Origin of the sequence: Flavobacterium notoginsengisoli (assembly GCF_042686225.1) — a bacterium.
Lineage (GTDB): Bacteria > Bacteroidota > Bacteroidia > Flavobacteriales > Flavobacteriaceae > Flavobacterium > Flavobacterium notoginsengisoli.
In genome coordinates, this window is sequence record NZ_JBHUOT010000001.1 from 1,064,187 (window position 1) to 1,090,886 (window position 26,700).

A 26,700-nucleotide genomic window follows, 5' to 3' on the forward strand; every position below is an offset into this window, starting at 1 on the left:
TTTTTTATTGATTCCACTTTCCTGCAAGGTTTCCAAAACCTTGTAGGTTTGTTATTTAAATTCTAACATTTATACCTACAAGGTTTTGGAAACCTTGCAGGAAAGAAATTGCTATTTACTTCCAATGCAATTCCAAAGCAAAACAAGTTTTTTCGTCTTTTGTAATGCTGAATGTTGCTGTTGTGTGATTATCATCTTCGCTTTCGTGAATTACCACATTATCTTGTAGTGAAAGTTCTTTCATGAAATTCATTTCGAAACTTTTAACTTCTTGTTTCATGATTCTTTTTGGATCAACATGATCCAAGCACCATTCCAGATATTTGACATTATTTACGTGATTTACAATGTCTAAATCTGATAAATAAACTGTTTTTTCAAAAACCGCTTCTTTTTCGTGGTTGATATTGATTTTTGAAAACCCTTCTTCTGTTGCTCTTTTTTCAGGGAATAATTCGAAGTGTTCAAAAGGCAATGCTAAAGCTTCCGGACGACGCGCTTTGGTGTTAAAAACGGCCCAATAGGTTTCGCTTCCAACAATCTTTTTTCCGTTTACATACATTTCCAACGCACGAACAGAACGTGAATTCTCTAAACTATTAATCCATGTTTTTACGGTTACAACATCTTGCCATTTTGGTAATGCTGAAATTTCAACACGCATTCGGCTTAAAACCCAAGCTTGATCAAATTCCTGCATATCCGTAAAGCTGATGCCGCCAACTTCAGAATGTGCGGCGGCGGTTAACTGTAAAAGGTTACACAAATCAGTATATTTTAAGAAACCTGTTGGCGTGCATTGTGTGAAATTGATTTCCCAGTCTTTGCTTAAAACTGATGTGAAATTGGGAGATATTGGCATTTTATAATTTTAGATTTATTTTTTTTAGAAAATAGAAAATAGAAAATAGAAAATAGATTTTCTTTATTTTATAAGACCTTCTATGTGATTTATGATTTGTTTTCTATCTGTTGCGTAATCAAACCATTTGGTGTTTTCGTTTCGTTTGAACCATGTTAATTGTCTTTTGGAAAATCTTCTTGTGTTTTTTTTGATTTCTTCAATGGCAAATGGCAACGTGAATTCTCCATCAAAATAACTAAATAATTCTCTATAACCGACGGTTTGGAGCGCATTTAACGCTTTGTTGGGATAAAGTGCTTCGGCTTCTTTTAATAATCCTTCGTTCATCATAATATCTACACGTTGGTTGATTCTGCTGTATATGATTTCTCTGTCAGCATCTAAGCCAATTAGAATAGGAGTGAAGTCTCTATTATTTTTCTTTTGATTTAAAAACGAAGAATACGGTTTTTGAGCTCCAATGCAAACTTCTACAAAACGCATCATTCGCTGTGGATTTTGCAAAGTCTGTGGATTTTCTATAGTTATTTTTTGATAATATTCGGGATCTAAACTTTTCAATTGTTCTTGAAGATATTCAATTCCGATTTTTTCGTAATTTGAATTTACTTCAGAACGAATGCTTGGATCTATTTCTGGAAATTCATCGAATCCTTTTAAAATGGCATCGACATATAATCCTGAACCGCCGATAAGAATGACAAAATCATTGGTTTGAAATAATTCTTCTATTTTGGCCAAAGCTTCTTTTTCGTAATCGCCAACGGTATAATTTTCAAAAATGGATTTGTTTTGAATGAAATGATGTTTGGCCGAGTTTAATTCTTCCTGATTTGGAACTGCGGTTCCGATGGCCATTTCTTTGAAAAACTGACGGCTGTCGCAAGAAACGATTTCGCATTTAAAATGCTGTGCCAAAGCAATACTCAAGGCTGTTTTGCCTATAGCTGTTGGGCCTACAATGGTTATTAGGTATTTCATAGTTTTTAGCCCAGATGGAAATGGAAACCCCGGACTTATATTTGTTGAATTTTTTTGGTGTAAAAGAGCGACCAACGGAAGCTCCTTTTATGCCTTAAAAAATTACAAATATAAGGAGGAGTTGGAATGTACAGCTGGATTAGCTTCTAAAATTAATTATTAGGCAGTTCAGTTCCACATTCGTAACAATATTTAGCATTATCAAAATGAACTTGAGACTGGCATTTTCTACATGTTTTTTTGCCACTTACAGTGCTGTTTTTCAGACTGCTTTTTGCAAACTCGGCAGTAACAATTCCTGTTGGAACGGCGATGATTCCGTAACCTAAAATCATGACAAATGCTGCAATAAATTGGCCAAGCGGTGTTTGTGGCGAAATATCTCCATAACCTACTGTTGTTAAAGTTACTATTGTCCAGTAAATTCCCATTGGAATGCTTGTAAATCCTGATTCTCGGCCTTCCACCAGATACATTATGGTACCGATGATAACGGTGCTGATTAGGACAAAATAAATGAAAACCAGAATTTTTTCTTTGCTGGCTTCTATAGCTTCTTTTAATTGTAACGATTGATGATTGATTTGCGGAATATGCAAAATTTTGAATAATCGAAGAAAACGTAATGCCCTTACGATTGATAAAATACTTGCGCCGGGCAAAAATATAGACAAATACATGGGCAAAACAGCAAGTAAATCGATGATTCCGTAAAAGCTAAAGATGTATTTAACAGGTTTTTGAATGGAGATAATTCGGAGAATATATTCGATGGTAAAAAAGACTGTTATTACCCATTCGCAAATAAGAAGCTGGTAATGATATTTGGAACTGATTCCTTGTACAGTGTCGAGCATTATTAATAAAACGCTCAATAAAATCAAACCTAATAATACCAAATCGAACATTCGTCCTAATATGGTATTGGTGCCATACAGAATGATTTTTACTTTTTCCCTGAAGATTTCGTATTGTGATTTTTTGTTTTTCATATCCTTAAAGATAATGAAAGTTTGGTTTTGTTAAAAATGAAGTATTTTTAATGACTTACTTTTACGAATGTAGCTTTGAATGATATTCTTTACATCACGATTGTGCTGCATTGGGATTAAGATATTTTTTAGGATATCAATATTGGTAATCTGGTAATTAAGATCGTAATAAGCGTAGCCTTTGTAAGTTCCGTCTTCAATTAAAATAGCGCTTCTTTCGTTTATATTTCTACCTCTGTCGATTAGGATCATGTTTTTGTTTTCGAAACTGTTTTCAGAAATAAACTGTTGGACTCTCAAATTGTAAGTTTCGGGAGTAATTTCGCCAATGCAGGCACCGTCGCACTCTTTAATTGTATATTGGAAACACTCTTTTTTTGTTTGGTATAAACCAGTTAATTTTTGGCACAAATGATATTTTGCAGTATATCTAAAAAGGGCATTTTTGCCTTCTTGTAAGGAAGCGAAAGAAGTTATTTCTTTTTTACGTCCATCGGCTTTTTCTAGTTTTAAGGTAATATAGCCATTTGAATCTTTCTCGGCGTATAAAGCAAAAGGAAAAACTGATTTTTTCTGAGATCGATTGTATCTTGGACGATTTACTTTTACTTCCTGACTTTCTTTTAAAAGTGCTATTAACTCGCTTCCGGTTTCATCATACGTAATCGTAAAAACTTCGGCCTGAATTCTTTTACTTTTGGTTGTAATTCCAGTAAAGTGCTGATTGACTCTTTTTTTAATATTTTGGCTTTTGCCAATGTAAATTAAAGTTCCACCTTCGTTATAGATATAATAAACACCTGTTTTAGCTGGCATTTGATTAATTAGATCCAGAAATTTTGGAGAAATTCCTTTTTCAACTTCTAGTTTTATAAAATCTTTTACGATTGTTTTTTCAACGTCTTTTTCCAAAAGCATTTTAAAAAGCTTTGTGGTTGCCATAGCGTCTCCGCTTGCGCGATGTCTGTCTGCCATTGGAATTCCAAGTGCACGAACGAGTTTTCCTAAGCTGTATGAAGGTTGTTCCGGAATTAATTTTTTTGCTAATTCTACTGTACAAAGTGTTTTAGCTTCGAAATCGTAGCCAAGACGTCTGAATTCTGTACGAAGGATTCTATAGTCAAAAGATGCATTATGAGCCACAATAACACAGTCAGAAGTAATTTCTATGATACGCTTAGCAACTTCGTAAAACTTTGGCGCTGATTGTAGCATAGCATTATTAATTCCAGTCAGTTTTACTACGAAGGGCTGAATCGGAATTTCAGGATTGACAAGGCTTATGAATTGATCAACTACTTCATGCCCATCAAATTTATAGATAGCGATTTCGGTAATTCCCTCTTCATTAAATTGCCCCCCAGTGGTTTCTATGTCAAGTATTGCGTACAAATTAAGTGTTCAGTCTCAGTTTTTAGTATTCAGTTTTTTGTAATGACGTACTTCAATGCGTCTTTACGGCAGGTATTAACGACCGCCAAAAATGCTGCTTCCAATTCTTACCATTGTGCTTCCGCATTCTATCGCTAATTGATAATCTCCTGACATTCCCATCGATATAGTGTTCAGACTGCAGTTTTCAGTTTTCAGCTCTTTTATCGAATCAAAAATCGATTTTAAATGGGTAAATTCTTTTTTAATTTGGTTTTGGTCTTCTGTGAAGGTTGCCATTCCCATTAAACCTAAGATACGAATATTTTTCAACTCTTTGAACTGCGAAGAAGTTAAAAGTTCATTTAATTCATTTTCGTCCAAACCAAATTTAGATTCTTCTTCGGCAATATAAATTTGAAGAAGACAATCTATGGTTCTGTTATTTTTTAAAGCTTGTTTGTTTATTTCCTGTAATAATTTCAAACTGTCAACGCCATGAATTAAATTCACGTAAGGCGCCATAAATTTGACTTTATTGGACTGAACATGACCAATCATATGCCATTGAATGTCTTTTGGCATTTGTTCCCATTTCTCCGTCATTTCCTGAATTTTGTTTTCTCCAAAAATGCGCTGTCCTGTTTCGTAGGCTTGCATCAAGTCTGAGACAGGTTTTGTTTTTGAAACGGCAACTAGGTTTACGTGTTCAGGTAAAGTTGCTTTTATTGTATTTAAATTCGATTGAATCGACATGATATTTATTTTTTAAACAAACTGCTTCGAAATTTTCTCAGCCTTTTTACTTTCGCTATAATCGTAAAATCCTTCTCCAGATTTCACTCCCAATTTTCCGGCTCTTACCATATTTACTAAAAGCGGGCAAGGAGCATATTTTGGATTTTTGAATCCGTCGTACATTACATTTAAAATGGCAAGACAAACGTCAAGTCCAATAAAATCCGCTAATTGTAGTGGACCCATTGGGTGTCCCATTCCTAATTTCATTACCGTATCAATTTCATATACTCCGGCAACTTTATTGTATAACGTTTCGATTGCTTCGTTCAGCATTGGCATTAAAATTCTGTTTGCTACGAAACCAGGATAATCGTTTACTTCAACAGGAACTTTACCTAATTTTTCAGATAAATCCATGATGATTTTAGTTACTTCATCACTTGTGTTATAGCCGCGGATGATTTCGACCAATTTCATAATCGGCACCGGATTCATGAAATGCATTCCAATAACACGCTCTGGATGCGCTACAACGGCTCCGATTTGTGTAATTGAAATAGAAGAAGTATTAGTTGCTAAAATAGTATTGTGTGAACAATATTCGTTTAATTGCTTGAAAATGTTCAGTTTTAATTCAATATTTTCAGTTGCGGCTTCTACAACTAAATCAGCGCCAACAACACCGTCTTTAATATCTGTGTAAGTTATGATGTTTGTAATTGTTTTGGCAACATCTTCTTGTGTAATGGTTCCTTTAGCCAGCATGCGATCTAAATTTGCTGCAATGGTTGCCATTCCTTTATCTAATGATTTTTCTGAAACATCAATTAGTTTTACTATAAATCCACTTTGTGCAAAGGTATGAGCAATTCCATTGCCCATTGTTCCTGCACCAATTACAGCTATTGTTTTCATTTTTTGCTAGATATTTTTTTATGATTTAGCCACGAATTCACCAAATAATTCGTGAATTCGTGGCTAACTTATTTTTTATACAACTTTATTTTTTTTCGAAGCAATCAATAATTTGATACGCTACGCGCAAAGCATCTGTAGCCTGTTCCAATGTTACAACTGGAGTTGTATCTGTATTAATAGCATTTGCAAAAGATTCTAATTCGTCGAGAATTGCGTTGTTTTGCTCTACATCTGGATTGGTAAAATAGATTTGTTTTTTTACACCTTCGGCATTTTGCAGAATCATATCAAAATCTCCTGGAACTTCTGGCGCATCTTTCATTCGAACTACTTCACATTTTTTTTCTAAGAAGTCAACAGAAATGTAAGCGTCTTTTTGAAAGAAACGTGATTTACGCATGTTTTTCAACGAAATTCTACTTGCAGTTAAGTTGGCAACACAACCATTTTCAAATTCGATTCTGGCATTGGCAATATCCGGAGTATCACTAATTACCGATACGCCGCTGGCATGAATATCTTTTACTTTTGAATTAACAACACTTAAAATAGCATCAATATCATGAATCATTAAATCTAAAACTACAGGAACGTCTGTGCCGCGCGGATTAAATTCAGCCAGACGATGTGTTTCTATAAACATGGGATTTTCGATCATGTTTTTTGTAGCAATAAAAGCTGGGTTAAAACGCTCTACATGTCCTACTTGTCCTTTTACGTTATATTCTTTTGCTAAAGCAATAATTTCTTCAGCTTCTTCAACCGTATTGGCGATTGGTTTTTCAATAAATATATGTTTTCCTGATTTGATGGCAACTTTTGCACATTTATAGTGTGAAAGCGTTGGAGTAACAATGTCGATCACGTCGACAGCGTGAATGAGTTTTGCAATTGTACTGAAATTTTTATAGCCAAATTCTTTTGAGATTCTTTCGGCATTTTCCTGATTTTCGTCGTAAAATCCAACTAATTCGTATTTGTCAGATTGTTGTAATAAGCGTAAATGTATTTTACCAAGATGACCAGCACCTAAAACTCCTACTTTTAACATGAGAATGTATTTTAAACAAAAATATAATTTATTTGTTTACCGTGAAAATGAATTTAACTAATTGTGAAATGTGAGTTGTGAATTGTAACTTGTTAATTATTGGTTGTTGGTCGTTATTTGTTGGTCATTGGTCGTAATTTGCATCCTCACTTACACACTTGTCACTCTCATCAAGGATGAAGGACATAAAGTACATGAATGGCTTCGACTTCGTTTATCCTGAAAAGAGTGACTTTCGACTGTATTAATTTATTATTTAAAAATCAATATTTGAAATCCTGTTTTGTTTCTTATTTTTGCGAAAATAAAACCTACCCATTTTGAAAGACACTGCCAAACATCAAGGACTTCGTAATCAATTAGTAACCACTTTAGAGCAAAAAGGAATTACTGATAAAGCGGTTCTGGATGCGATAAAAAAAATCCCGAGACACCTTTTTTTGAATTCCAGTTTTGAAGATTATGCTTATCAGGATAAGGCTTTTCCTATTGGTGCGGGACAAACTATCTCGCAACCTTATACTGTAGCTTTTCAGTCACAGTTGTTAGAAGTACAAAAAGAACATAAAGTTTTGGAAATTGGAACAGGTTCCGGATACCAGACAGCCGTTTTGTTTAATCTTGGAGCAAAAGTTTATACGGTTGAAAGACAAAAAGAATTATTTAAACAGACATCTGTTTTATTTCCAAAGTTAAATATTCGTCCCAAACATGTTTCTTTTGGAGATGGTTATAAAGGGCTTCCAAATTTTGCTCCCTTTGACAGTATTATAGTTACAGCTGGTGCACCTTTTATTCCGCAACCCTTAATGGCTCAGTTGAAAATAGGAGGAAGACTTGTGATTCCGTTGGGAGAAGATGTTCAGATTATGACTTTATTGATCAGAAAGAATGAAACGCAATTTGAGAAACATGAATTTGGAGAGTTTCGATTTGTTCCGTTGTTAGAAGATAAAAATTAATGAGAAAGCCCGGTTTTAAAGCTGGGCTTTTTATTGAGTTAAAATTGAGATATATCTTTCCAAACTTTCTTTTTCTTTTTGAGCTATAAACAGGAAAAAATCTTCTTTATCTTTTGTTGTTTGCGCTATTTCTAAAGATTGATAATATTGCATTCGGGTTTCGTAATCTCCTTTAATATTGGCTATTGGATAACCTTTTTGCATCAAAATTAAATTCATTATCAATCTGGAAGTTCTTCCGTTTCCATCAATGAAAGGATGAATTGTAACTAATCGTTCGTGCATTTCGGCAGCCAAAATAATAGGATGCAATTTGTTTTTATTGATCTCATACCAAATAAAATATTCTTCCATTTCTTGAGGAATTAATAAAGGTTGTGGTGGCATATGTGTACTTCCTTGTATCATAACCTGAACTTTTCTGTAACGTCCAGCATCTTCTGGAATTATCCCTCGAAGAATTAAATTATGAATAGATAATAGATCGCGTTCGTTCAATGAGTTATTTTTATTCATTAATTCTTTTACAAAGCCAATTGCTTCCTGATGATTTATGGCTTCAAGATGTTCTCGCATACTTTTTCCTGAAATCGTCAAACCTTCATTTATGACCATATCTGTTTCACGCAAAGTCATTGTGTTTCCTTCAATTCTATTACTTTCAAAAGTGTATTCCAGTTCTAAGGCTTGTTTTATTTTAATGCTATCGTTTTGTCGATAAGAATCCAGTTTTTCTTTTAAAGAATCAATTTCTTTTAAAATCTTTTCTAATGAAGTAGATAATTTAAGATTAGAAACTGTTTTATTGTATTTAATTTCATCCTCTGCAAGTTTAATAGCTTTTAGAGCAAATTCCTCATCACCAATTTCATAAAGAATTTTTTCTTTAAGCCAGGCAATCATCAAAGTTTCATAATCAATTTCTAAAAGTTGAGACAGTTTAATGATTTGATCTTTAGTCGGTTTTCGTGTTCCCGATTCAAATTTACTGATTAAGGCTTGGTCTATTCCTGCAAGTTGTGCCAATTCACGGGTTTTTAAGCCTTTTTGTTCTCTGGCGTTTTTTAATAAAGATTTCATTTTAATGAAAGTTTTGGTCTTGACAAATTTAGTCAATTTTTTAAACAAAATAAAAGCAGTATTTTAAGTACTGCTTTTTGATATTTTATTTTGGAGGAAGAGAGCCGTCTTTTCTCATTTCTTTCACTACAGCCTGCATAATGGCATCAACTGTTTGACCTAAATCTGTTACATATTGTGATTCAGTTGTACCGGTCCATATCAATTTGTTCTCTTTTAATGAAAAAATATTGGTTTCTACCATATAAGATGTAGTTTCCTGGTAATAACCCGGATCATAAAAGTTAGGAGAATACATACCATACCAATTACCAAATCCATAACCGTACATTCCGGTGTACATTCCGTCAAAACCTCCGTAATACATTCCGGTGTAAGTTCCGGGAACATAAGATGTTTCTTTTTCCTTGCTTACCAATCTCATAGTAATTACTCCGTCAAAATTTTCATCTTGTAGAATTTTCAACTTTTGTTCTTTAGTAAAGTCTTTGGTGGTTTCGTTTAAATATTGATAAGAAGTTCTAAAAATGGGATTACCAGCGGCAATTCTGTTTTCTGTAACTCTTCTGGATGCTTCATCTTTGACTAAAGCAACAACTAAAACCTTTTTGAAATTTTCCTGAGCAACGGTAATTTTTGGATCTCTCCAGCTGTTTACTATAGAAGTGTTACTGCCACAACTAGAAAATATAACTACAATAAAAAATAAGAGTAAAGACTTTTTCATATTTTACAGTTAAATTGGTTATAAGTAAAAATAACGATAAAATATTAATAATTAGGAATTTATGTAAAATTAAAAAAGCTTTTAATTAAAAGCTTTTTTAATACGATCTAAATCTCGTTTGGTATCTTGTTCTTTTAAAGATTCTCGTTTGTCATAGTTTTTCTTTCCTCTGCAAAGACCAATCTGTAATTTGGCTAAACCTTTTTCATTTGTAAACAATTTTAGCGGAACAATAGTAAGTCCTTTTGCCTGCACATTTTTATGAAGCGTTTTTAATTCTTTTTTATTCAAAAGCAATTTTCTTTCGCTTCTGGATTTATGGTTGAACTGGTTTCCAAAAGAATACTCTTCGATATAAGTATTGATCGCAAAAAGTTCCATGCCACTGAATTCGCAAAAACTTTCTGTAATATTAGCTTTTCCTAAACGAATTGATTTGATTTCGGTACCTGCTAAAACAATTCCGGCAGTATAGGTATCGATTATTTCATAATCAAATCGGGCTCTTTTATTTAATATATTGACTGATTTTAACATGAGTGCAAATGTAAGACAAAATTGAAAAAATTATGCCGGCTAAGATAATTAAAGTTTTTTTTAAATCTATGATTTTAATCAGCCATGACAAAAATGCTTCCTTTTAAGTTTGCTTCATAATTTCAAAAACAAATTTAATAATGAAAAAAATTGTAACGCTAGTCGGTGTTGTGATTATGGGTTTAACCGCTAAAGCCCAAGATTCAGCTCAAGGACTAAAAGGAACTTGGTTTGTAACATCTCAATTTGGTTATCAACAAACAAAAACGGCAGATGCTAAAAATACCACTTTATCTGTATTGCCAATTGTTGGTACGTTTGTAACACCTTCTGTTGCGGTAGGTGCAGCTGTGGGGTATATTAATGTAAAAGCAGATTCTGATGCAGGAACAGCAGCAAAAACAGATTTAATTGTTGCGCAGCCTTTAGTTAGAAAGTATTGGAATGTTGCTGGTTCTCTTTATTTCTTTGGTCAATTAGCAGTACCGATTATTTCCGGGAAAGAAAAAGAAAGTGAACTAAAAGTAAATCAAATCGGTGTGTCTATGTCAGGAGGATTCGATTACTTTGTGACTAAAAATTTCTCTGTTGAGTTTTCTTATGACTTAGCCAACTTTACATCAACTACGCTTGACCCAAAAACGGGAGAAAAAACTACAGTTACTAATTTCGGACTGGCTCACGCTGCAAATGTAGATCCGTTTTACAATACAGCTTTAGGAGGAAGTAACCCTAATTTAACTTCTCCAATTTCTGTTGGATTTAAATTCTTATTCTAATTTATTCTTTATTTGATTATCGTAAAATTCAATTTAGTAATTTTACAAAAAAGAAAGACCGTACTTTTTTAAGTACGGTCTTTTTGATATCATTTAAAAAGTCCAAAATGCAAAATCAGTCCAAAGATCCTTTACACGGAATTACACTTCAAAAAATTGTAGAAACTTTAGTAGATTATTATGGTTTTGATACCTTAGGAGAATTAATTCCGATAAAATGTTTTATGTCAAATCCAACGATAAAGTCAAGTCTTACCTTTTTAAGAAAAACAGATTGGGCTCGTAAAAAAGTAGAAGAGCTTTATATAAAAACCGCTCCTAAGTTAGGTTGAATTTATAGTTTATAAGAAATCATAACTCCTCCGCGATAAGGAAGCCATTCGCCACTTTTATTCCAGTTGACCGTTTTTTCATATCTTCCCGGAGTTCCATCATTGTAATAACCGTGGTAAAATCCCTGATGCCATCCACCTCCAACAAAAAAGTCAAGTACGAATTTATCGTTTAGTTTTAAATTGTAACCTACTGTTGCTCCAAGTCTGTAGCCAAAACCATCTTCATAATGATTGCTACCCCAGTAATTCCATTTTTGAATTTCGTATTTATCGGCGCCAATGTGGCCTCCAACATAAAAACCATTATACTTTTCTTTAAAATGGTAGCGAACTTCTGGAGTTACAGTAATAAATTTCATCGGATTATGTCCGTTGAAAGATTCCCAGAAAGAAGCCATTATATCTGCACTGAAAGTTGTTTTTTCTCCAATACTGGTTTCGATACCAATATTGGGTACGGCAAGTAAAGCAGTGGCACCATTAAATTTTATAAAAGTCTGGCTTTGTAATTGGACTGATAAAAGAAGAACAGTAATGGCAAGTATTTTTTTCATGGTGTTTTTTAATCGCTGGAAATGATTTTTTCGGCACAAATATAACGTAAGTTAAGCGTTGCTATTGTTGATTAACCTACTTTTAACAAGATTATTTTTTGTCAGAATTTAGGAATGAAGCTAATTGTTTAAAAGAGAGTATATTACTTTGTCCAGAAATTTTCCTTCGTAAAATTCGGATTCTTTTAAATGTGCTTCTTTTATAAAACCACATTTTTGTAAAACCTTTTCAGAGGCGTAGTTTTCAGGATCAATTACAGCTTCAATAGAGTGAAGTTTTATTTCTTCAAAACCATATTTAGCAAGTCTTTTTACTGCTTCTGGAACAAATCCTTTTCCATGAAATTGTGGCAAAATCATATAGCCAATTTCAGCTCGATAATTTTCCGGCTGTAATCTGTAAAATCCTATGAAACCAAATAATTTAGGGGAATTTTTAAGTCTTATTGCCCAATTAATTCCTTTATTTGTGTCTATTGCTTCATTAATTATCCTAATATGTTCCAATGCATCATCCGTATTTTTTGCCAATGGTCTTGGAATATATTTCATTATGTCGGGATTAGAACGTAATTCGAAAATTTCGTTTACATCTTCCTTTGTAATTCTATTCAATACCAAACGTTCTGTTTCAATAACAGGAAAAGGAGAAAAGTTAAATTCTAACATCTTAGTAATTGCGTTATAGTATAGTAATGCTAAATTTTGCAGTGAAATTTTTGTTTTCGCCCAAAATTAAAATCCCTTCTTTTTTGTATAAATCTCCTGTATTTTGATCAGTGTCAGAATAACCTAGCCAAGGTTCAATACAAATAAAGGGCGCATTTTCTTTTGTCCAGATTCCTAAACTTAGAAAATCCTTATAATCGACTTTTACGTATGGTTTTGCGTTTTTTAGAATAGTTAATGATTTTGAATTTAATGTTTTAAAAATCAAAGCATCGTTTTTGAATAGCTCATAATTTAAAGGAATTACATTATTATTTGTTTCTAATATTTTAGTTTTAGAAGAAATCAAATCATTTTCTAGCAGATAGTATTTTAGCTCTTCTTTTTTTTCAAATTGAAGTGCATAATCTTCAAAATTATCCGGCAATGCAATTGCAGGATGTGCACCTATTGAAAAAGGCATTTTTTCGTTTCCGTTATTTATTACCTTGTATTCTAAATCCAATGAATTTTCGTTAAGCGTATAAATAAGCTGTAATTCAAATTTGAAAGGATATTTTTTTAAGGTTTCTTCCGAAGATTTTAAAGAGAAAACGGCTTTATTTTCAGTCTTTTCAATTAACTCAAATTCCATATCACGGGCAAAACCATGTCGTGGTAATTGATATTCTTTTTCCTTAATAGTATAAGTGTTATTTTTTAATGTCCCAACAATAGGAAAAAGAACAGGAGAGTGTTTACCCCAAAAATCCGGATTTCCTTCCCAGATAAATTCTTTGTTTTCATTGTCTTTTATGGAAAATAACTCAGCTCCTGCATGTTTAATAGAAGCATTTAGTTTTGAATTTGAGATTGTTGTAGTCAAAATATAGAGTGTAAAATGATTGTTTTTTTTAAGAGATGTAAATATATTTTATAAAATTTAGTTTTTTATAAAATGAGATGAATTATTTTATTGATAAAATTTTGCTAAAATTGAATATATGTTTGGAAATTTCTCTGTCAATAGCTTTTTTTTTCATTAATTTGCTACATAAACAGCTAAAAAATATGAAAAAGCAATGTGCAAAAGCCATTTTAACCGCGGCTTTATTTTTTGGGATTTCAGCGGTCTGGGCGCAGCAAACTCCTTCAGCGACAGCAGTAAATCCGGTAAATAATTACAATTATCATGATGCCTTTGGTCCGCATTTTTATACCAAAAACGGAACATCAACGCGAACAGCTAGCGGTCAGCCTGGAGTAGAGTACTGGCAGAACAGGGCTGATTACCAAATTACGGCAAAATTAAACGGAACTACAAATGAGATTGTAGGGACAGATGAAATTACATATACTAATAATAGTCCGGATAAATTAGGTTTTTTGTGGCTGAATTTAGATCAGAATTTATTTAAAGAAGATTCCAGAGGAAATGCCGTTGTGCCATTAACAGGAAGCCGTAATGGAGCTCAGGGGCAGGTTTTTGATGGAGGGAACAAAATTAAATCAGTAAAAGTGATTTCTGTTGGAAAAAAGAAAACAGAAGTTGAAGCAAAATACGTTGTTACAGATACCAGAATGCAAATTTTCCTTCCGGAAGAATTGGCTGCAAAAGGAGGAACTGTAAAAGTTAAAATAGAGTTCTCTTTCATAGCTCCTTTCGAAGGATCTGACAGAATGGGGGTTTTAGAAACTAAAAACGGAAAAATCTTTACTATTGCACAATGGTATCCACGTATGTGTGTGTATGATGATGTACGAGGATGGAACACAGCTCCTTATTTAGGTGCTTCTGAGTTTTACTTAGAATATGGAGATTTTGATGTAAAATTAACTGTTCCTGGAAATCAGTATGTTGTGGCATCAGGAGAATTGATTAACGGTCAGGAAGTGTTTTCTGCAGATCAGTTGAAAAAATATAAAGAGGCATCTAATAGCGATCAAACGGTAACAATTCGTTCTGCTGAAGAGGTAGCTGCTACAGCAAATGCAAACGCAGGAACAGAGAAAACATGGCATTATAAAATCAAAAATGCTCGTGATTTTTCCTGGGCATCATCATCAGCTTTCATCTTAGACGGAGCAAAAATTAATCTTCCAAGCGGCAAAAAATCTTTAGCATTATCTGCTTATCCAGTTGAAAGCGCGGGAAGAGACGGTTACGGACGTTCTACAGAATATGTAAAAGCATCTATCGAACATTATTCAAAACAATGGTTTGAATATCCTTATCCAGCGGCTACAAACGTTGCAGGAAATGAAGGTGGAATGGAATATCCGGGAATTGTGTTCTGCGGATGGAAATCTAAAGGAGCAGATTTATGGGGTGTTACAGATCACGAGTTTGGTCACATTTGGTTTCCAATGATTGTAGGTTCAAATGAAAGATTGTTCGGATGGATGGATGAAGGTTTTAATACTTTTATTAATTCACTAAGTACAGCCGCATTTAACAATGGTGAATACAAAGAACCAGCTGCTGACTTACATCAAGAAGCAGAATCTTTTACTCGTCCTGACTTAGAAACAATTATGAGTTCTCCGGATAATATGAAAGAGGGTAATATTGGAATGTTGTGCTATTTTAAGCCAAGTGCGGGATTGATAATTTTAAGAGAGCAAATTTTAGGAAAAGAGCGTTTTGACAATGCTTTCAGAACTTATATTGATCGTTGGGCTTACAAACACCCACAACCGGATGATTTCTTTAGAACTATAGAAAATGTTGCCGGTGAAGATTTAAGCTGGTTCTGGAGAAGCTGGTACGTAAACAACTGGAGATTTGATCAGGGAATCAATTCGGTTATGTATGTGAAAAATGATCCTGCAAAAGGAGCTGTAATAACTGTAGAGAATTTTGATAAAATGCCAATGCCAATTGTTTTAGATGTTAAAACAAAAAGCGGAAAAGTTACAAGAGTTAATCTTCCTGTAGAAATCTGGCAGCGCAACAATAGCTGGTCTTTTAAACATGATTCTACTGAAGAAATTGAAAGTATTACTTTAGACCCAGACCACGTTTTTCCAGATAATAATGAATCTAATAATGTTTGGACAAAAGCAAAAGGTAAATTAGAAAAAGATATTATTTTAGATGCATACTTAGGTAATTATGTTACTTCAAAATCTCCTTTAACTATTGAAATGACAGAGAAAAATAGTGTTTTGAGTGCAGAACTTCCAAATTATCCTAAATTCTCTTTGTCTCCTGTTGCGGGTGAAAAAGATACATTTGAATCACAAAGAGCAGGATTGAAATTTAAATTCAACGAAGCAAAAACAGGTTTTGATATGATTCTTTTAGGAAATAATCAGGTAATTCCTTTTACGAAGAAGTAATATTTTAAAATATAAATTGTTTAAACCCCGATAATTAATCATAATTATCGGGGTTTCTTTTTTATGGAGATTAACAAAACACAAAAAAAATGTTAGAATTTTAATTTTTTGTTTTGTAAATAAAAAAAAGATGTACTTTTGCACCGATGAATAAAATAAGTTTACATATAACTTCTTTGTCACGGACAAACTCACCGATTACTTCTCCCGAAGTACGGACACTAGCTCTATAGTGTTCACTGAGTTTTATAGCCGTATATTTATTCATATCCATTTTTCATTTTGAAATCACATAATTTGTCCATTGGACAAACATATCCTAAAAGTATTTATTATTTTGTAAATTTTCTTGATCAAGTTTTTGATTTTGAGAGTGTTACTTCTATTTTGCTTAATTTTATTGGATTCAATTCTGGATTTCAAACGAAACAATATGCTTTTATTTTTAACACTAAACTTCAATTATTGAAATGAAGATCTCTATTGTTGTTACCCAGGAAGAACACTTCAAATTCGCACAAGAAATTTGCGATACGATAGAATCATCTGCCTTGTTAAGAGGTACGGGGATTGCTAAAAGAACTCCTGAGTATATTCAGAAAAAAATGTCGAATGGTGATGCGATGATTGCTTTGGCTGACGGGAAATTTGCAGGTTTTTGTTATATCGAAAGCTGGGAACACGGAAAATTCGTGGCTCATTCGGGATTAATTGTACATCCTGACTATAGAAGTTTAGGATTGGCAAAAAAGATAAAATCGAAAGTTTTTGATTATTCTTTGAAGAGATATCCAGATGCTAAAATATTTGGAATTACAACCGGTTTGGCGGTTATGAAAATTAACTCTGAACTAGGTTATAAACCAGTTCCATTCTCAGAATTGACAACCGATCCAAGCTTTTGGGCTGGCTGTAAAACTTGTACAAACTTTGAAATTTTACAAAGTAAACAAAACAAAATGTGTCTTTGTACCGGAATGTTGTACGACCCTAAAGAAAAACAAAAAACACCGCCGAGACATCCTTTTAATGAGGCTGTTTTAAGCAGACTTAAAAAAATTAAACAGGCTTTATTCTTAAACAAATTATTGTCGTTTGTTTTTTTATTCAAAATTTAACCAAAAAGAAATCTCAAACTGCTACATACGAAAGTATTAGCCTAAATTATAAAAAATGAAAAAAGTAGTATTAGCTTATAGCGGAGGATTAGATACCTCGTATTGTTTGAAATATTTAAAAAATGAAAAAGGATACGAAGTTCACACTGTTCTTGTAGATACAGGAGGATTTTCTGCTGAAGAATTAACAGCTATTGAAAAAAGAGCTTATGAGTTAGGAAGCGCACAACACGCCAACTTAACAATTTTAGATAAATATTACGATAAAGCTATCAAATACTTGATTTTCGGAAACGTATTAAAAAACAATACTTATCCGTTATCAGTAAGTGCTGAACGTGTTTTTCAGGCAATTGAAGCGATAAAATATGCAAAAAAAGTAGGAGCAACTGCAATCGCTCACGGAAGTACTGGTGCAGGAAATGATCAAATTCGTTTCGACTTGATTTTCCAGACTATTGCTCCAGAAATCGAAATTATTACTCCAATTAGAGATTTAAAATTATCAAGACAAGAAGAAGTTGATTATCTAGCTCAAAATGGAGTTCACTATTCTTGGGAAAAAGCACAATATTCTATCAATAAAGGACTTTGGGGAACAAGTGTTGGAGGAAAAGAAACATTGACTTCAAGTCAGCCATTGCCAAGTGAAGCTTATCCTTCGCAATTACAAAAAGAGGGAGAAGAAAAAGTAACGCTTCATTTTGAACAAGGAGAATTAGTGGGTTTAAATGGAAAAACAGATAAACCATCAAACAATATTGTTGCTCTTGAAAAATTGGCAAGTGCTTATGCAATAGGTAGAGATATTCACGTTGGAGATACGATTATCGGAATTAAAGGAAGAGTTGGTTTTGAAGCTGCTGCACCATTAATTATCATCAAAGCACACCATTTATTAGAGAAACATACTCTTGGGAAATGGCAACAATACTGGAAAGAGCAATTAGGAAACTGGTACGGAATGTTATTCCACGAAGGTCAGTTCTTAGATCCAGTAATGAGAAACATCGAAACTTTCTTGCAAGACACACAAAAAACAGTAAATGGAACCGTAACCGTTTCGTTAAAACCATATCATTTCTCACTTGACGGAATCGAATCTGAAAACGATTTAATGAACACAGGTTTCGGTCAATACGGAGAAATGAACAATGCTTGGACATCTGACGATGCAAAAGGATTTATCAAGATTTTAGGAAATGCACAAAACATATTCTCATCTGTAAACAAATTAGATCATGATTAATGTCGGAATTATTGGTGGTTCGGGCTACACAGCCGGAGAACTCATCAGAATTTTAATGTATCACCCAAAAGTAAACATCGATTTTGTTTACAGTACTACAAATGCTGGAAAACCGCTTTCGATAGCGCACCAAGATTTGATGGGAGATATCGAAATGAATTTTACTGCTGAAATCAATCCGAATGTAAATGTAGTTTTCTTGTGTTTAGGTCACGGAAAATCGATTTCATTTTTGAAAGAAAATCAGTTTGCGAGTCATACTAAAATCATTGATTTAGGAAATGATTTCAGATTGAATAAAGATGCTCATTTCGAAGGAAAAGATTTTGTTTACGGATTGCCTGAAATCAATAAAGCCGAAATAAAAAAAGCAAATTATATCGCAAATCCAGGTTGTTTCGCAACTGCTATTCAGTTGGCATTATTGCCTTTAGCAGAACATAATCTGTTAAATAATGATGTTCATATTAATGCTACAACCGGAAGTACAGGAGCAGGCGTAAGTCTTTCAGAAACTTCTCATTTCAGTTGGAGAAACAACAATATGTCGCATTACAAAGCTTTTGAGCATCAACATTTGGGAGAAATCGGAGAAAGTTTGGTTCAATTACAAGAAGATTTTGATAGCGAATTGCTTTTTATTCCAAATAGAGGGGATTTTCCAAGAGGAATTTTTGCAACCTTATATACATTATGTGATGACAGTTTGGATCAATTGGTTGCTAAATACGAAGATTTCTATAAAAATGAACCTTTTGTAACCGTTACCACAACCAACATCAACATGAAACAAGTGGTGCAAACGAATAAATGTATCATCAGTTTATTGAAAAAAGGAAACCGGGTTCTCATAACATCAATTATCGATAACTTAACCAAAGGTGCTTCAGGACAAGCGATTCAAAACATGAATTTAATGTTCGGTTTAGAAGAAACCACAGGTTTACATTTGAAACCAAGCGGATTTTAATTTTTTAGTTTCAAGTTTAAAGTTTCAGGTTTCACGTTCTGTGCGTGACTCGAAATGGATACGAAGAAACATAACTAGTTTTAAGGTTTGAAATTTTAGTTTTCACGTTCAGTGAGTAACTTGAAACATGAAACCTGAAACAAAATAAACAAAACACAAATGAACTTATTCAACGTTTACCCATTATACGACATAACTCCAGTAAAAGCAGTAGATTGTACAATCATTGACGACAAAGGAGTAGAATATTTAGATTTATACAGCGGACATGGTGTGATTTCTATTGGACATACTCAACCGGATTATGTAGCAAAATTGAAGAATCAATTAGACCATTTAGGTTTTTATTCAAATGCAATTCAGAATCCTTTGCAGGTTGAATTGGCTCAGAAATTAGGAAAACTTTCTGGATTAGAAGATTACGAATTATTTTTATGCAGTTCTGGTGCTGAGGCTAACGAAAATGCTTTGAAATTAGCTTCTTTCCATAACGGAAAATCAAGAGTTGTGGCTTTTGATAATTCTTTTCACGGAAGAACTTCTGCAGCTGTTGCAGTTACGGATAACAAAAAAATTGTTGCGCCATTAAATGCACAGCAGGAAGTTACTTTTTTACCACTCAACCAAATTGAATTAGTTGAAGCTGAGTTAGCTAAAGGAGATGTTACAGCAGTAATTATCGAAGGAATTCAAGGAGTTGGAGGTTTAGATCAAGGAACAACTGATTTTTTTCAAGCTTTAGAAAAAGCATGTAAAAAATACGATGTTGTTTTAATTTTGGATGAAGTACAATCTGGATACGGAAGAAGTGGAAAATTCTTCGCGTTTCAACATCACGGAATCAATGCTGATATTATCTCCGTTGCAAAAGGAATGGGGAACGGTTTTCCGGTTGGAGCGATTTTGATTTCTCCAAAATTCGAAGCAAGTTTCGGATTACTAGGAACTACTTTCGGCGGAAGCCATTTATCTTGTGCAGCAGGAATCGCAGTTCTTGATGTAATTGAAAAACTTGATTTACAGAAGAATGTAAACGAAGTTTATGAATATTTCTTAGAGAAAATCAAAGAAGTTGAAGGCATCAAACAAGTAAAAGGAAAAGGCTTAATGCTTGGAGTAGAATTTGATTTTGATGTTGCGGCTTTAAGAAAGAAATTAATCATCGAAAAACACATTTTTACAGGAAGTGCCAACAACAAAAATCTATTAAGAATTTTACCACCATTAACTGTGAAAAAAGCGGATATCGATACGTTTGTAAAAGCTTTAAAAGAAAGTTTACAAGAGCTTCAGAATTAATGAAGCTATTCAGAAGTATTTTTGGAGGTATATTGGTAATAAGCGTTTTATTGCCAATGTTCCTTTTTCTGAATCCATTTTTATGGGGAATGAGAAGGGCTCCTGAATATATTCCTCCTGCAAAACTTGAAAAAGTTTTGCAAAGGATGAAAAATGAGATCAATAAATATGAAAATGTAGAAATTGATACTTATAAGAATGAAGCAAGTGTTTGGTATTTTAGAGATTGTGAAAATACAATGCTAGACTCTTTAAACAATTTTGAGATTGAGATTTCTGAAGTCAAAAGTGATTCTTTTGTTAGGGAAAAAATTGAAAAATACGCTCCTTTAATTGAGAAAGAGATAGATTGTAAATGTTATGATTCTTTAATCTTTACTTATAAAATAAAAGGGAGTGAATTTGCTTCTGGATTTAAAATTAAATAAAATGAAGAAAAGCTCTTTAATTTTGGATTCATTTCTTAAGTTTCAGTCAATAGTCTATTTGTTTATTATAATTTGGGCTGTTTTAATTGCCAATTTACAAAACCAATTTAAGGTTTGGAAATACATAGAACAGATAAATAAAGTTCTTTTTTTTATGTATTTTTTGATTGGTTTATTTTCAGTTATAGTTTTGATAGTACAGATTTTTAAAATTTATTTTTCGTCAGATAGTAATATGAAACGAAGAGTTTGGATTGTAGCAAATATTTTACTCTACTATGGAGTTTTATTAGCTGTTTTTTATTTATCGGCACAATTTAGATTCTAAATATACAACCAAAAAACAACCAACTAGAAATTATGAATCCATTATCAATTGAAAAACGCAATCTCGTTCTGCGGACCATGGCAAAGCTGGTCGAGCAGGAGCGCAATGAGATAATCCTAACCAATCAGGAAGATCTTGCCGATTACGACGGCTCAGATTTAGCGATGGAAGAACGCTTAAAAGTAGATGATAAAAAAGTCGACGAAATGATTTTATCATTAAATCAATTAGCTTCTCAGGAAGATCCCGTTGGCATTGAGCGTTTTCATTTTACGCATGATAATGGAATAAAAGTGGTTAATAAAACAGCCGCTTTTGGAACGATTTTAATTATTTACGAATCTCGTCCTGATGTTACAATCGAAGCAGGCGGAATCGCTTTTAAATCCGGAAATAAGATTTTATTGAAAGGCGGAAAAGAGTCTTTAAAATCAAATTTGAAAATCGTAAGTATTTGGCATAAAGCTCTAGAAGAAAACGGAGTTTCAAAAGACTGGGTAGAATATCTGAATTATAACAGAACGGAAACTCAGGCATTTTTAGAAAAACCAACTCAAAAACTAGATTTAATAGTTCCAAGAGGCGGAGAAAAGCTAATTGAATTTGTAAAAGCACACGCAACCTGTCCCGTAATCGTAAGTGGACGAGGGAATAATTTTGTCTACGTTCATGAAAAAGCAGATACAGATTTGGCTTTAAAAGTAATTTTAAATGCTAAAACAGCCAAAATTTCAGCTTGTAATGCTTTAGATAAAGTTTTAATTGATTCGAAACTTCCAAATTTTGAAGGTTTCACAGCTATGCTGATCGAGGCCTTAATAGAAGCAAAAGTGGAAGTTATCGTTGATAAGTCTTTAGAGAATTTTGAAAATACGAAAACACTTCAAAATGAAGATATTTGGTACGAAGAATTTCTGGATTATAAAATCGTAATTGGAACAATCGATTCTCAGGAAAATGCCATTGATATGATTAACAAATACTGCGGAGGACATTCAGCAGCAATTATTACAAAAGATAATGATGTTGCACAGCAATTTATGGAATCTATCGATGCCGCAGCAGTTTACCAAAATGCCTCAACCCGTTTTACAGACGGCGGACAATTTGGTTTAGGCGGAGAATTAGCCATAAGTACTGATAAATTGCATCAACGCGGTCCAATCGGCCTTCAACATCTTGTAACGAACAAATGGTACGTTTACGGAGAAGGACAAATTAGGTAATTGAGATAATTAGATAATGTGTCAATTAGATAATTAAACAATTGCAGCTTAATAGATTTAAAAAAAAACTTAGTGCCTTAGCGCCTTCGTGGCAAAAACAAAAGACATGGCAAAAAAACGGATTTTATTAAAAATAGGAAGTAATACTTTAACCAAAGAAACCAATCATATTTCGCGGGGAAAGATTGAAGACCTCGGAATACAGATTGCGGCTTTAAACGACGAGTATGAATTTATCATAGTGAGTTCAGGAGCAATTGCGGCGGCAAAGCAATTTGTAAAGTTGGATAATCAAGACAAAGATGTTTTTGTAAAACAAGCTTTGGCTTCAATCGGACAGCCTCATTTAATGCGGATTTACAATGAAAATTTTAAGGATTTAGGATTAAATACTTCGCAGTGTTTGCTTTCTTATTCTGATTTCGAAAAAGAGCAGACCAAAAAGAACATTGTAAATACCATTAATGTATTGGTTAAAAACAATTACATTCCGATTATCAATGAAAATGATACCGTTGCCACAGATGAGATTCGGTTTGGAGATAATGATAAATTAGCGGCTTTAACGGCGGTTCTTTTAAATGTTGATATTCTGATTATTGCCACCAATACAAATGGAATTTATACGAAAGAATCCATTCACGATGAAGTTCCGGAAACAATCAAATTGGTAAATGATTTAAAATCACTCGAAAAAGAAATCGGCGAATCAAAATCATCACACGGAACAGGAGGAATGCAATCTAAAATAGAAGCTGCCGGAATCGCAAAAACGGCAAACATTGAAACCTGGATTGTAAATGGTTTAAATGATAATTTTATTCTTAAAGCATTAAAAAACGAAATTCCGTTTACGAAAATAATCTAATGAGTCCATTAGAAAATTAGTTAATCAGATAAAGCACAATTATCCAATTTTCTAATTATCACATTATCTAAATTAAAAAGAAAACAAATGAACTATATTTCAATAAAAGAGATCAACTCATTATCAAAATGGGTAAAACAAGCGATTAAAATCAAAAAGAATCCGCTTAAAAATCAGAGTTTAGGAAAGAATAAAACTCTCGGAATGTTATTTTTCAATCCAAGTTTAAGAACGCGTTTGAGTACTCAAAAAGCGGCTTTGAATTTAGGAATGAACGTTATGGTAATGAATTTTACCAACGAAGGATGGACTTTAGAATTTGAAGACGGAGCAGTGATGAATTCGGGCGCTTCAGAACATATTAAAGAGGCTGCAGAAGTCGTTTCACAATACTGTGATATTATCGCAATCCGTGCTTTTGCAGGTTTAGTTGATAAAGAAAAAGATTATCAGGAAACCGTAATTTCAGGATTTTTGAAATATGCTACTGTGCCAATCGTAAATATGGAAAGTGCAATACGTCACCCGTTACAATCTTTGGCAGATGCGATTACAATGGAAGAATTCAAACCTAGACATAAAAACAAACAAAAAGTAGTGCTTTCTTGGGCGCCACATCCAAAAGCTTTACCACAGGCAGTTGCCAATTCATTCGTAGAAATGATGCAAATGCAAAAAGACATGGATTTTGTAATCACACATCCAGAAGGATATGAATTAAGCCCAGAAATCACAAAAGACTGTAAAATAGAATACGATCAAGACAAAGCTTTCGAAAATGCCGATTTCGTTTACGTAAAAAACTGGAGTAATTTCAACGATTACGGAAAAGTAACCAACAGCGATTCAAATTGGACAGTAACTGCTGAAAAAATGGCGTTGACCAACAACGGAAAATTTATGCACTGTCTTCCAGTTCGTCGTAATGTAATTGTAAGCGATGAAGTTTTAGACGGAGAAAATTCAATCGTAATCGAACAAGCAAATAACAGAACGTATTCAGCACAATTAGTTTTACAAAAGATTCTTAAGAAGATATAATTTTTTAAAGTTGCTAAGATTCGAAGCTACTAAGATGCTAAGAAACTTTGCGCACAAAAAACTTAGTATCTTAGAATCTCAGAACCTTAGAATCTTATGAATGTATCAGTAATAAAAATAGGTGGAAACATCATCGATAATCCAGCAGAATTAGAGCAATTCTTAACCGATTTTTCTAAAATTGAAGGCCATAAAGTTTTAGTTCACGGCGGTGGAAAATCGGCTACAAAAATGGCGCAGAGTATTGGTTTGGTTCCGCAAATGATTGACGGACGCCGAATTACAGATGCACCAATGCTTGACGTTGTGGTCATGATTTACGCCGGACAAATCAACAAACATATTGTAGCGCAATTGCAGGCAAAAAACAATAACGCAATTGGTTTTTCAGGAGCTGACGGAAATTTAATTCAGTCCACAAAAAGAAATCACCCAACAATTGATTATGGTTTTGTAGGCGATGTAAAACAAGTCAACACCAAATTACTGGCAACTTTGTTAGAAGCTGGAGTTGTTCCTGTCTTCTGTGCAATTACACACGATAAAAACGGACAATTACTAAACACAAATGCTGATACCATTGCAAGTGAATTATCAATTGCATTATCAGAAGTTTTTGATGTAACGCTAACCTATTGTTTTGAAAAACAAGGCGTTTTACAAGATTCAGAAGACGAATCATCTGTAATAACCCAAATTAATGAAACATTATACAATAAACTAAAAGAAGAAAAAGTAATTCATTCCGGAATGATTCCAAAATTGGATAACTGCTTCAATAGTTTATCAAGAGGTGTGCAGAAAATCAAAATTGGGCATCATAAAATGCTCCAAAATTCAGATATTCCGCATACAACGATTACATTATAAAAAATGTTGCCACGAATTGACATTAATTTTGACTGTTAAAAGAGAAAATAATTTTAGATGAACATTAAAAAAATCATTTTGATTTTAAATCTAAAACAAAAAAATAATTTGCAAAAATTCGTGTAATTAGGGGCAAAAAAACAGAGTTGCGCAGTACTTTTAAAATTTAATTTTGGAAATTTGCGCAAATTAAAAATGTCACAGATTTAAATTAAACTTTGTGACTTTGAGCCTTCGTGGCCAAGAAATCAAACCTATGAAAAGTATAGATACGCTTACCAAGGAAGCAATTAGCTTATTAAAAAGCCTAATCGAAACCCCTTCATTTTCAAGTGAAGAAGATCAAACGGCTCTTTTAATCGAAAATTGGTTCAATCAGAATGAAATTCCATTCAAGAGAGAAAACAACAATGTGTGGGCTTTCAACAAATATTTCGACGAAAATAAACCAACACTTTTACTAAACTCACATCACGATACTGTAAGACCGAATCAGGCGTACACCAATGATCCGTTTAAAGCAATTGAAAAAGATGGAAAACTATTTGGTTTAGGAAGTAACGATGCTGGAGGATGTTTAGTTTCATTACTGGCAACCTTTGTACATTTCTACGAAAATCAAAACCTTTCTCACAATATAGTAATCGTAGCTTCAGCAGAAGAAGAAAGTAGTGGGAAAAATGGATTAAACAGCGTTTTAAAAAGCTTACCAGAATTAGATTGTGCTATTGTTGGAGAACCAACTTTAATGCAATTAGCAGTTGCAGAAAAAGGTTTATTAGTTTTGGACGTAAAAGTAAAAGGAACCGCAAGCCACGCCGCACATCAAAATGATGATAATGCATTATACAAATCAATTCCGGTAATGGAATGGTTTAAAAACTATAAATTCGACAAAATATCAGATGTTTTGGGACCTGTGAAAATGACTGTAACGCAGATAAATGCAGGAAAACAGCACAATGTTGTGCCGTCAGAATGCGATTTGGTTGTTGATATTCGTGTAACAGACCGCTATACAAATGCTGAAATTTTGGAAGTTGTAAAAGCAAATGTAAACGCCGAAGTAACGCCAAGATCCATGCATTTAAACGCATCTTCTATTCCAGTTGCACACGGTTTGGTTCAGGCGGGAATTGCATTAGGAAGAACAACTTATGGTTCTCCAACACTTTCAGATCAATCCGTTTTAAGCTGTCAGTCTTTGAAATTAGGACCTGGAGAAACCTTGCGTTCACATTCAGCAGACGAATTTATTTTTATAAATGAAATTGAAGAAGGAGTTGATTTGTACATCAAAATACTAACCGATTTCTTTAAATTATAAGAAAAGAAAAACCGCCACGAATTCACGAATTGTTTTTTTACTATCTAAACAAAATATTAATTCGAATTAATTCGAAAAAAATAATCGCAAAGA

General features: G+C 33.3%; 28 protein-coding genes. 14 read left to right on the forward strand and 14 right to left on the reverse strand.

Annotated features, from left to right (window positions below):
* Positions 1-115 precede the first annotated feature (115 nt).
* The 7 genes from ACFS3A_RS04495 to ACFS3A_RS04525 all read right to left on the reverse strand — a co-directional run bounded on the left by ACFS3A_RS04495 (position 116) and on the right by ACFS3A_RS04525 (position 6,919).
* On the reverse strand, positions 116-862 hold the full coding sequence (locus ACFS3A_RS04495; protein WP_379824161.1) for an acyl-[acyl-carrier-protein] thioesterase: 747 nt from the start codon (positions 860-862) through the stop codon (positions 116-118).
* A gap of 63 nt (positions 863-925) precedes the next feature.
* Positions 926-1,846, reverse strand: coding sequence for a tRNA (adenosine(37)-N6)-dimethylallyltransferase MiaA (miaA, locus tag ACFS3A_RS04500; protein ID WP_379824163.1), 921 nt, complete (start codon positions 1,844-1,846; stop codon positions 926-928).
* Between the two features lie 152 nt (positions 1,847-1,998).
* On the reverse strand, positions 1,999-2,838 hold the full coding sequence (locus tag ACFS3A_RS04505) for an ion transporter (protein ID WP_179003373.1): 840 nt from the start codon (positions 2,836-2,838) through the stop codon (positions 1,999-2,001).
* A 30-nt stretch (positions 2,839-2,868) separates the two neighbouring features.
* Positions 2,869-4,230 carry an exonuclease domain-containing protein gene (locus ACFS3A_RS04510; protein WP_379824165.1) on the reverse strand — a complete coding sequence of 454 codons (1,362 nt, stop codon included), beginning with the start codon at positions 4,228-4,230 and terminating at the stop codon, positions 2,869-2,871.
* Positions 4,231-4,305: 75 nt separating this feature from the next.
* Complete coding sequence (locus ACFS3A_RS04515; RefSeq protein WP_379824167.1) at positions 4,306-4,965, reverse strand: YggS family pyridoxal phosphate-dependent enzyme; 660 nt, start codon at positions 4,963-4,965, stop codon at positions 4,306-4,308.
* Between the two features lie 12 nt (positions 4,966-4,977).
* Positions 4,978-5,865 (reverse strand): 3-hydroxyacyl-CoA dehydrogenase family protein, encoded by an 888-nt coding sequence (locus tag ACFS3A_RS04520; protein WP_379824169.1) that lies wholly within the window; start codon positions 5,863-5,865, stop codon positions 4,978-4,980.
* Positions 5,866-5,950: 85 nt separating this feature from the next.
* A complete protein-coding gene (locus ACFS3A_RS04525) occupies positions 5,951-6,919 on the reverse strand; it encodes a Gfo/Idh/MocA family protein (RefSeq protein ID WP_379824170.1) in 969 nt (322 codons plus the stop codon).
* A 320-nt stretch (positions 6,920-7,239) separates the two neighbouring features.
* Here ACFS3A_RS04525 and ACFS3A_RS04530 point away from each other — a divergent pair, with 320 nt between their 5' ends.
* Positions 7,240-7,881, forward strand: a complete 642-nt coding sequence (locus ACFS3A_RS04530; protein WP_379824171.1) for a protein-L-isoaspartate(D-aspartate) O-methyltransferase — start codon at positions 7,240-7,242, stop codon at positions 7,879-7,881.
* A gap of 30 nt (positions 7,882-7,911) precedes the next feature.
* Here the strand turns inward: ACFS3A_RS04530 and ACFS3A_RS04535 are convergent, their stop codons facing one another.
* From ACFS3A_RS04535 to smpB, 3 genes are all read right to left on the reverse strand, one after another.
* Entirely contained in the window at positions 7,912-8,961 is a 1,050-nt protein-coding gene (locus ACFS3A_RS04535) for a Fic family protein (protein ID WP_379824172.1), read from the reverse strand.
* 85 nt (positions 8,962-9,046) lie between these two features.
* On the reverse strand, positions 9,047-9,688 hold the full coding sequence (locus ACFS3A_RS04540; protein WP_379824174.1) for a hypothetical protein: 642 nt from the start codon (positions 9,686-9,688) through the stop codon (positions 9,047-9,049).
* Between the two features lie 81 nt (positions 9,689-9,769).
* Entirely contained in the window at positions 9,770-10,225 is a 456-nt protein-coding gene (gene smpB, locus ACFS3A_RS04545) for an SsrA-binding protein SmpB (protein WP_091496954.1), read from the reverse strand.
* A 140-nt stretch (positions 10,226-10,365) separates the two neighbouring features.
* Here smpB and ACFS3A_RS04550 point away from each other — a divergent pair, with 140 nt between their 5' ends.
* Both ACFS3A_RS04550 and ACFS3A_RS04555 read left to right on the forward strand, forming a co-directional pair.
* The gene (locus ACFS3A_RS04550) at positions 10,366-11,004 is read left to right on the forward strand and encodes a hypothetical protein (protein ID WP_379824175.1); all 639 of its coding nucleotides are present in this window, start codon (positions 10,366-10,368) and stop codon (positions 11,002-11,004) included.
* A gap of 107 nt (positions 11,005-11,111) precedes the next feature.
* Positions 11,112-11,336 (forward strand): VF530 family protein, encoded by a 225-nt coding sequence (locus ACFS3A_RS04555; protein ID WP_379824177.1) that lies wholly within the window; start codon positions 11,112-11,114, stop codon positions 11,334-11,336.
* Between the two features lie 2 nt (positions 11,337-11,338).
* Here ACFS3A_RS04555 and ACFS3A_RS04560 read toward each other — a convergent pair whose 3' ends face one another.
* From ACFS3A_RS04560 to ACFS3A_RS04570, 3 genes are all read right to left on the reverse strand, one after another.
* Entirely contained in the window at positions 11,339-11,893 is a 555-nt protein-coding gene (locus tag ACFS3A_RS04560; RefSeq protein WP_379824179.1) for a DUF3575 domain-containing protein, read from the reverse strand.
* A 120-nt stretch (positions 11,894-12,013) separates the two neighbouring features.
* The gene (locus ACFS3A_RS04565; protein WP_379824181.1) at positions 12,014-12,562 is read right to left on the reverse strand and encodes a GNAT family N-acetyltransferase; all 549 of its coding nucleotides are present in this window, start codon (positions 12,560-12,562) and stop codon (positions 12,014-12,016) included.
* A gap of 13 nt (positions 12,563-12,575) precedes the next feature.
* Positions 12,576-13,427: an aldose 1-epimerase family protein gene (locus ACFS3A_RS04570; RefSeq protein WP_379824182.1), complete on the reverse strand. Its 852-nt coding sequence runs from the start codon at positions 13,425-13,427 to the stop codon at positions 12,576-12,578.
* 185 nt (positions 13,428-13,612) lie between these two features.
* Here ACFS3A_RS04570 and ACFS3A_RS04575 point away from each other — a divergent pair, with 185 nt between their 5' ends.
* Positions 13,613-15,883 (forward strand): M1 family metallopeptidase, encoded by a 2,271-nt coding sequence (locus tag ACFS3A_RS04575; RefSeq protein WP_379824184.1) that lies wholly within the window; start codon positions 13,613-13,615, stop codon positions 15,881-15,883.
* 100 nt (positions 15,884-15,983) lie between these two features.
* Here ACFS3A_RS04575 and ACFS3A_RS04580 read toward each other — a convergent pair whose 3' ends face one another.
* On the reverse strand, positions 15,984-16,151 hold the full coding sequence (locus ACFS3A_RS04580) for a hypothetical protein (RefSeq protein WP_167398317.1): 168 nt from the start codon (positions 16,149-16,151) through the stop codon (positions 15,984-15,986).
* 202 nt (positions 16,152-16,353) lie between these two features.
* On the opposite strand from ACFS3A_RS04580, the gene ACFS3A_RS04585 reads away from it, so the two are divergent.
* The 10 genes from ACFS3A_RS04585 to ACFS3A_RS04630 all read left to right on the forward strand — a co-directional run bounded on the left by ACFS3A_RS04585 (position 16,354) and on the right by ACFS3A_RS04630 (position 26,607).
* Positions 16,354-17,001 carry a GNAT family N-acetyltransferase gene (locus ACFS3A_RS04585; RefSeq protein ID WP_379824186.1) on the forward strand — a complete coding sequence of 216 codons (648 nt, stop codon included), beginning with the start codon at positions 16,354-16,356 and terminating at the stop codon, positions 16,999-17,001.
* Positions 17,002-17,056: 55 nt separating this feature from the next.
* On the forward strand, positions 17,057-18,250 hold the full coding sequence (locus tag ACFS3A_RS04590) for an argininosuccinate synthase (RefSeq protein ID WP_073409232.1): 1,194 nt from the start codon (positions 17,057-17,059) through the stop codon (positions 18,248-18,250).
* Entirely contained in the window at positions 18,243-19,220 is a 978-nt protein-coding gene (gene argC, locus ACFS3A_RS04595) for an N-acetyl-gamma-glutamyl-phosphate reductase (protein WP_379824188.1), read from the forward strand. Before ACFS3A_RS04590 ends, argC begins: the two co-directional genes overlap by 8 nt.
* Positions 19,221-19,379: 159 nt before the next feature.
* A complete protein-coding gene (locus tag ACFS3A_RS04600) occupies positions 19,380-20,519 on the forward strand; it encodes an aspartate aminotransferase family protein (RefSeq protein WP_379824190.1) in 1,140 nt (379 codons plus the stop codon).
* Positions 20,519-20,947: a hypothetical protein gene (locus ACFS3A_RS04605; protein ID WP_379824192.1), complete on the forward strand. Its 429-nt coding sequence runs from the start codon at positions 20,519-20,521 to the stop codon at positions 20,945-20,947. The genes ACFS3A_RS04600 and ACFS3A_RS04605 overlap by 1 nt, the downstream gene beginning before the upstream one ends.
* 360 nt (positions 20,948-21,307) lie before the next feature.
* Entirely contained in the window at positions 21,308-22,501 is a 1,194-nt protein-coding gene (locus tag ACFS3A_RS04610; protein ID WP_379824193.1) for a glutamate-5-semialdehyde dehydrogenase, read from the forward strand.
* 106 nt (positions 22,502-22,607) lie between these two features.
* Complete coding sequence (gene proB / locus ACFS3A_RS04615; protein ID WP_379824195.1) at positions 22,608-23,369, forward strand: glutamate 5-kinase; 762 nt, start codon at positions 22,608-22,610, stop codon at positions 23,367-23,369.
* An 87-nt stretch (positions 23,370-23,456) separates the two neighbouring features.
* The gene (locus tag ACFS3A_RS04620; RefSeq protein ID WP_379824197.1) at positions 23,457-24,410 is read left to right on the forward strand and encodes an N-acetylornithine carbamoyltransferase; all 954 of its coding nucleotides are present in this window, start codon (positions 23,457-23,459) and stop codon (positions 24,408-24,410) included.
* 96 nt (positions 24,411-24,506) lie between these two features.
* Positions 24,507-25,280, forward strand: coding sequence for an acetylglutamate kinase (argB, locus tag ACFS3A_RS04625; RefSeq protein ID WP_379824198.1), 774 nt, complete (start codon positions 24,507-24,509; stop codon positions 25,278-25,280).
* A 256-nt stretch (positions 25,281-25,536) separates the two neighbouring features.
* Positions 25,537-26,607, forward strand: a complete 1,071-nt coding sequence (locus tag ACFS3A_RS04630) for a M20 family metallo-hydrolase (RefSeq protein ID WP_379824199.1) — start codon at positions 25,537-25,539, stop codon at positions 26,605-26,607.
* Positions 26,608-26,700: the final 93 nt, after the last annotated feature.

What these genes read in the sequence shown, in the direction of transcription:
- ACFS3A_RS04495 (WP_379824161.1), bottom strand. Translation starts at nt 862, where the DNA reads ATGCCAATATCTCCCAATTTCACATCAGTTTTAAGCAAAGACTGGGAA.
- miaA (WP_379824163.1), bottom strand. Translation starts at nt 1,846, where the DNA reads ATGAAATACCTAATAACCATTGTAGGCCCAACAGCTATAGGCAAAACA.
- ACFS3A_RS04505 (WP_179003373.1), bottom strand. Translation starts at nt 2,838, where the DNA reads ATGAAAAACAAAAAATCACAATACGAAATCTTCAGGGAAAAAGTAAAA.
- ACFS3A_RS04515 (WP_379824167.1), bottom strand. Translation starts at nt 4,965, where the DNA reads ATGTCGATTCAATCGAATTTAAATACAATAAAAGCAACTTTACCTGAA.
- ACFS3A_RS04520 (WP_379824169.1), bottom strand. Translation starts at nt 5,865, where the DNA reads ATGAAAACAATAGCTGTAATTGGTGCAGGAACAATGGGCAATGGAATT.
- ACFS3A_RS04525 (WP_379824170.1), bottom strand. Translation starts at nt 6,919, where the DNA reads ATGTTAAAAGTAGGAGTTTTAGGTGCTGGTCATCTTGGTAAAATACAT.
- ACFS3A_RS04535 (WP_379824172.1), bottom strand. Translation starts at nt 8,961, where the DNA reads ATGAAATCTTTATTAAAAAACGCCAGAGAACAAAAAGGCTTAAAAACC.
- ACFS3A_RS04540 (WP_379824174.1), bottom strand. Translation starts at nt 9,688, where the DNA reads ATGAAAAAGTCTTTACTCTTATTTTTTATTGTAGTTATATTTTCTAGT.
- smpB (WP_091496954.1), bottom strand. Translation starts at nt 10,225, where the DNA reads ATGTTAAAATCAGTCAATATATTAAATAAAAGAGCCCGATTTGATTAT.
- ACFS3A_RS04550 (WP_379824175.1), top strand. Translation starts at nt 10,366, where the DNA reads ATGAAAAAAATTGTAACGCTAGTCGGTGTTGTGATTATGGGTTTAACC.
- ACFS3A_RS04555 (WP_379824177.1), top strand. Translation starts at nt 11,112, where the DNA reads ATGCAAAATCAGTCCAAAGATCCTTTACACGGAATTACACTTCAAAAA.
- ACFS3A_RS04560 (WP_379824179.1), bottom strand. Translation starts at nt 11,893, where the DNA reads ATGAAAAAAATACTTGCCATTACTGTTCTTCTTTTATCAGTCCAATTA.
- ACFS3A_RS04565 (WP_379824181.1), bottom strand. Translation starts at nt 12,562, where the DNA reads ATGTTAGAATTTAACTTTTCTCCTTTTCCTGTTATTGAAACAGAACGT.
- ACFS3A_RS04575 (WP_379824184.1), top strand. Translation starts at nt 13,613, where the DNA reads ATGAAAAAGCAATGTGCAAAAGCCATTTTAACCGCGGCTTTATTTTTT.
- ACFS3A_RS04580 (WP_167398317.1), bottom strand. Translation starts at nt 16,151, where the DNA reads ATGAATAAATATACGGCTATAAAACTCAGTGAACACTATAGAGCTAGT.
- ACFS3A_RS04585 (WP_379824186.1), top strand. Translation starts at nt 16,354, where the DNA reads ATGAAGATCTCTATTGTTGTTACCCAGGAAGAACACTTCAAATTCGCA.
- ACFS3A_RS04590 (WP_073409232.1), top strand. Translation starts at nt 17,057, where the DNA reads ATGAAAAAAGTAGTATTAGCTTATAGCGGAGGATTAGATACCTCGTAT.
- argC (WP_379824188.1), top strand. Translation starts at nt 18,243, where the DNA reads ATGATTAATGTCGGAATTATTGGTGGTTCGGGCTACACAGCCGGAGAA.
- ACFS3A_RS04600 (WP_379824190.1), top strand. Translation starts at nt 19,380, where the DNA reads ATGAACTTATTCAACGTTTACCCATTATACGACATAACTCCAGTAAAA.
- ACFS3A_RS04605 (WP_379824192.1), top strand. Translation starts at nt 20,519, where the DNA reads ATGAAGCTATTCAGAAGTATTTTTGGAGGTATATTGGTAATAAGCGTT.
- ACFS3A_RS04610 (WP_379824193.1), top strand. Translation starts at nt 21,308, where the DNA reads ATGAATCCATTATCAATTGAAAAACGCAATCTCGTTCTGCGGACCATG.
- proB (WP_379824195.1), top strand. Translation starts at nt 22,608, where the DNA reads ATGGCAAAAAAACGGATTTTATTAAAAATAGGAAGTAATACTTTAACC.
- ACFS3A_RS04620 (WP_379824197.1), top strand. Translation starts at nt 23,457, where the DNA reads ATGAACTATATTTCAATAAAAGAGATCAACTCATTATCAAAATGGGTA.
- argB (WP_379824198.1), top strand. Translation starts at nt 24,507, where the DNA reads ATGAATGTATCAGTAATAAAAATAGGTGGAAACATCATCGATAATCCA.
- ACFS3A_RS04630 (WP_379824199.1), top strand. Translation starts at nt 25,537, where the DNA reads ATGAAAAGTATAGATACGCTTACCAAGGAAGCAATTAGCTTATTAAAA.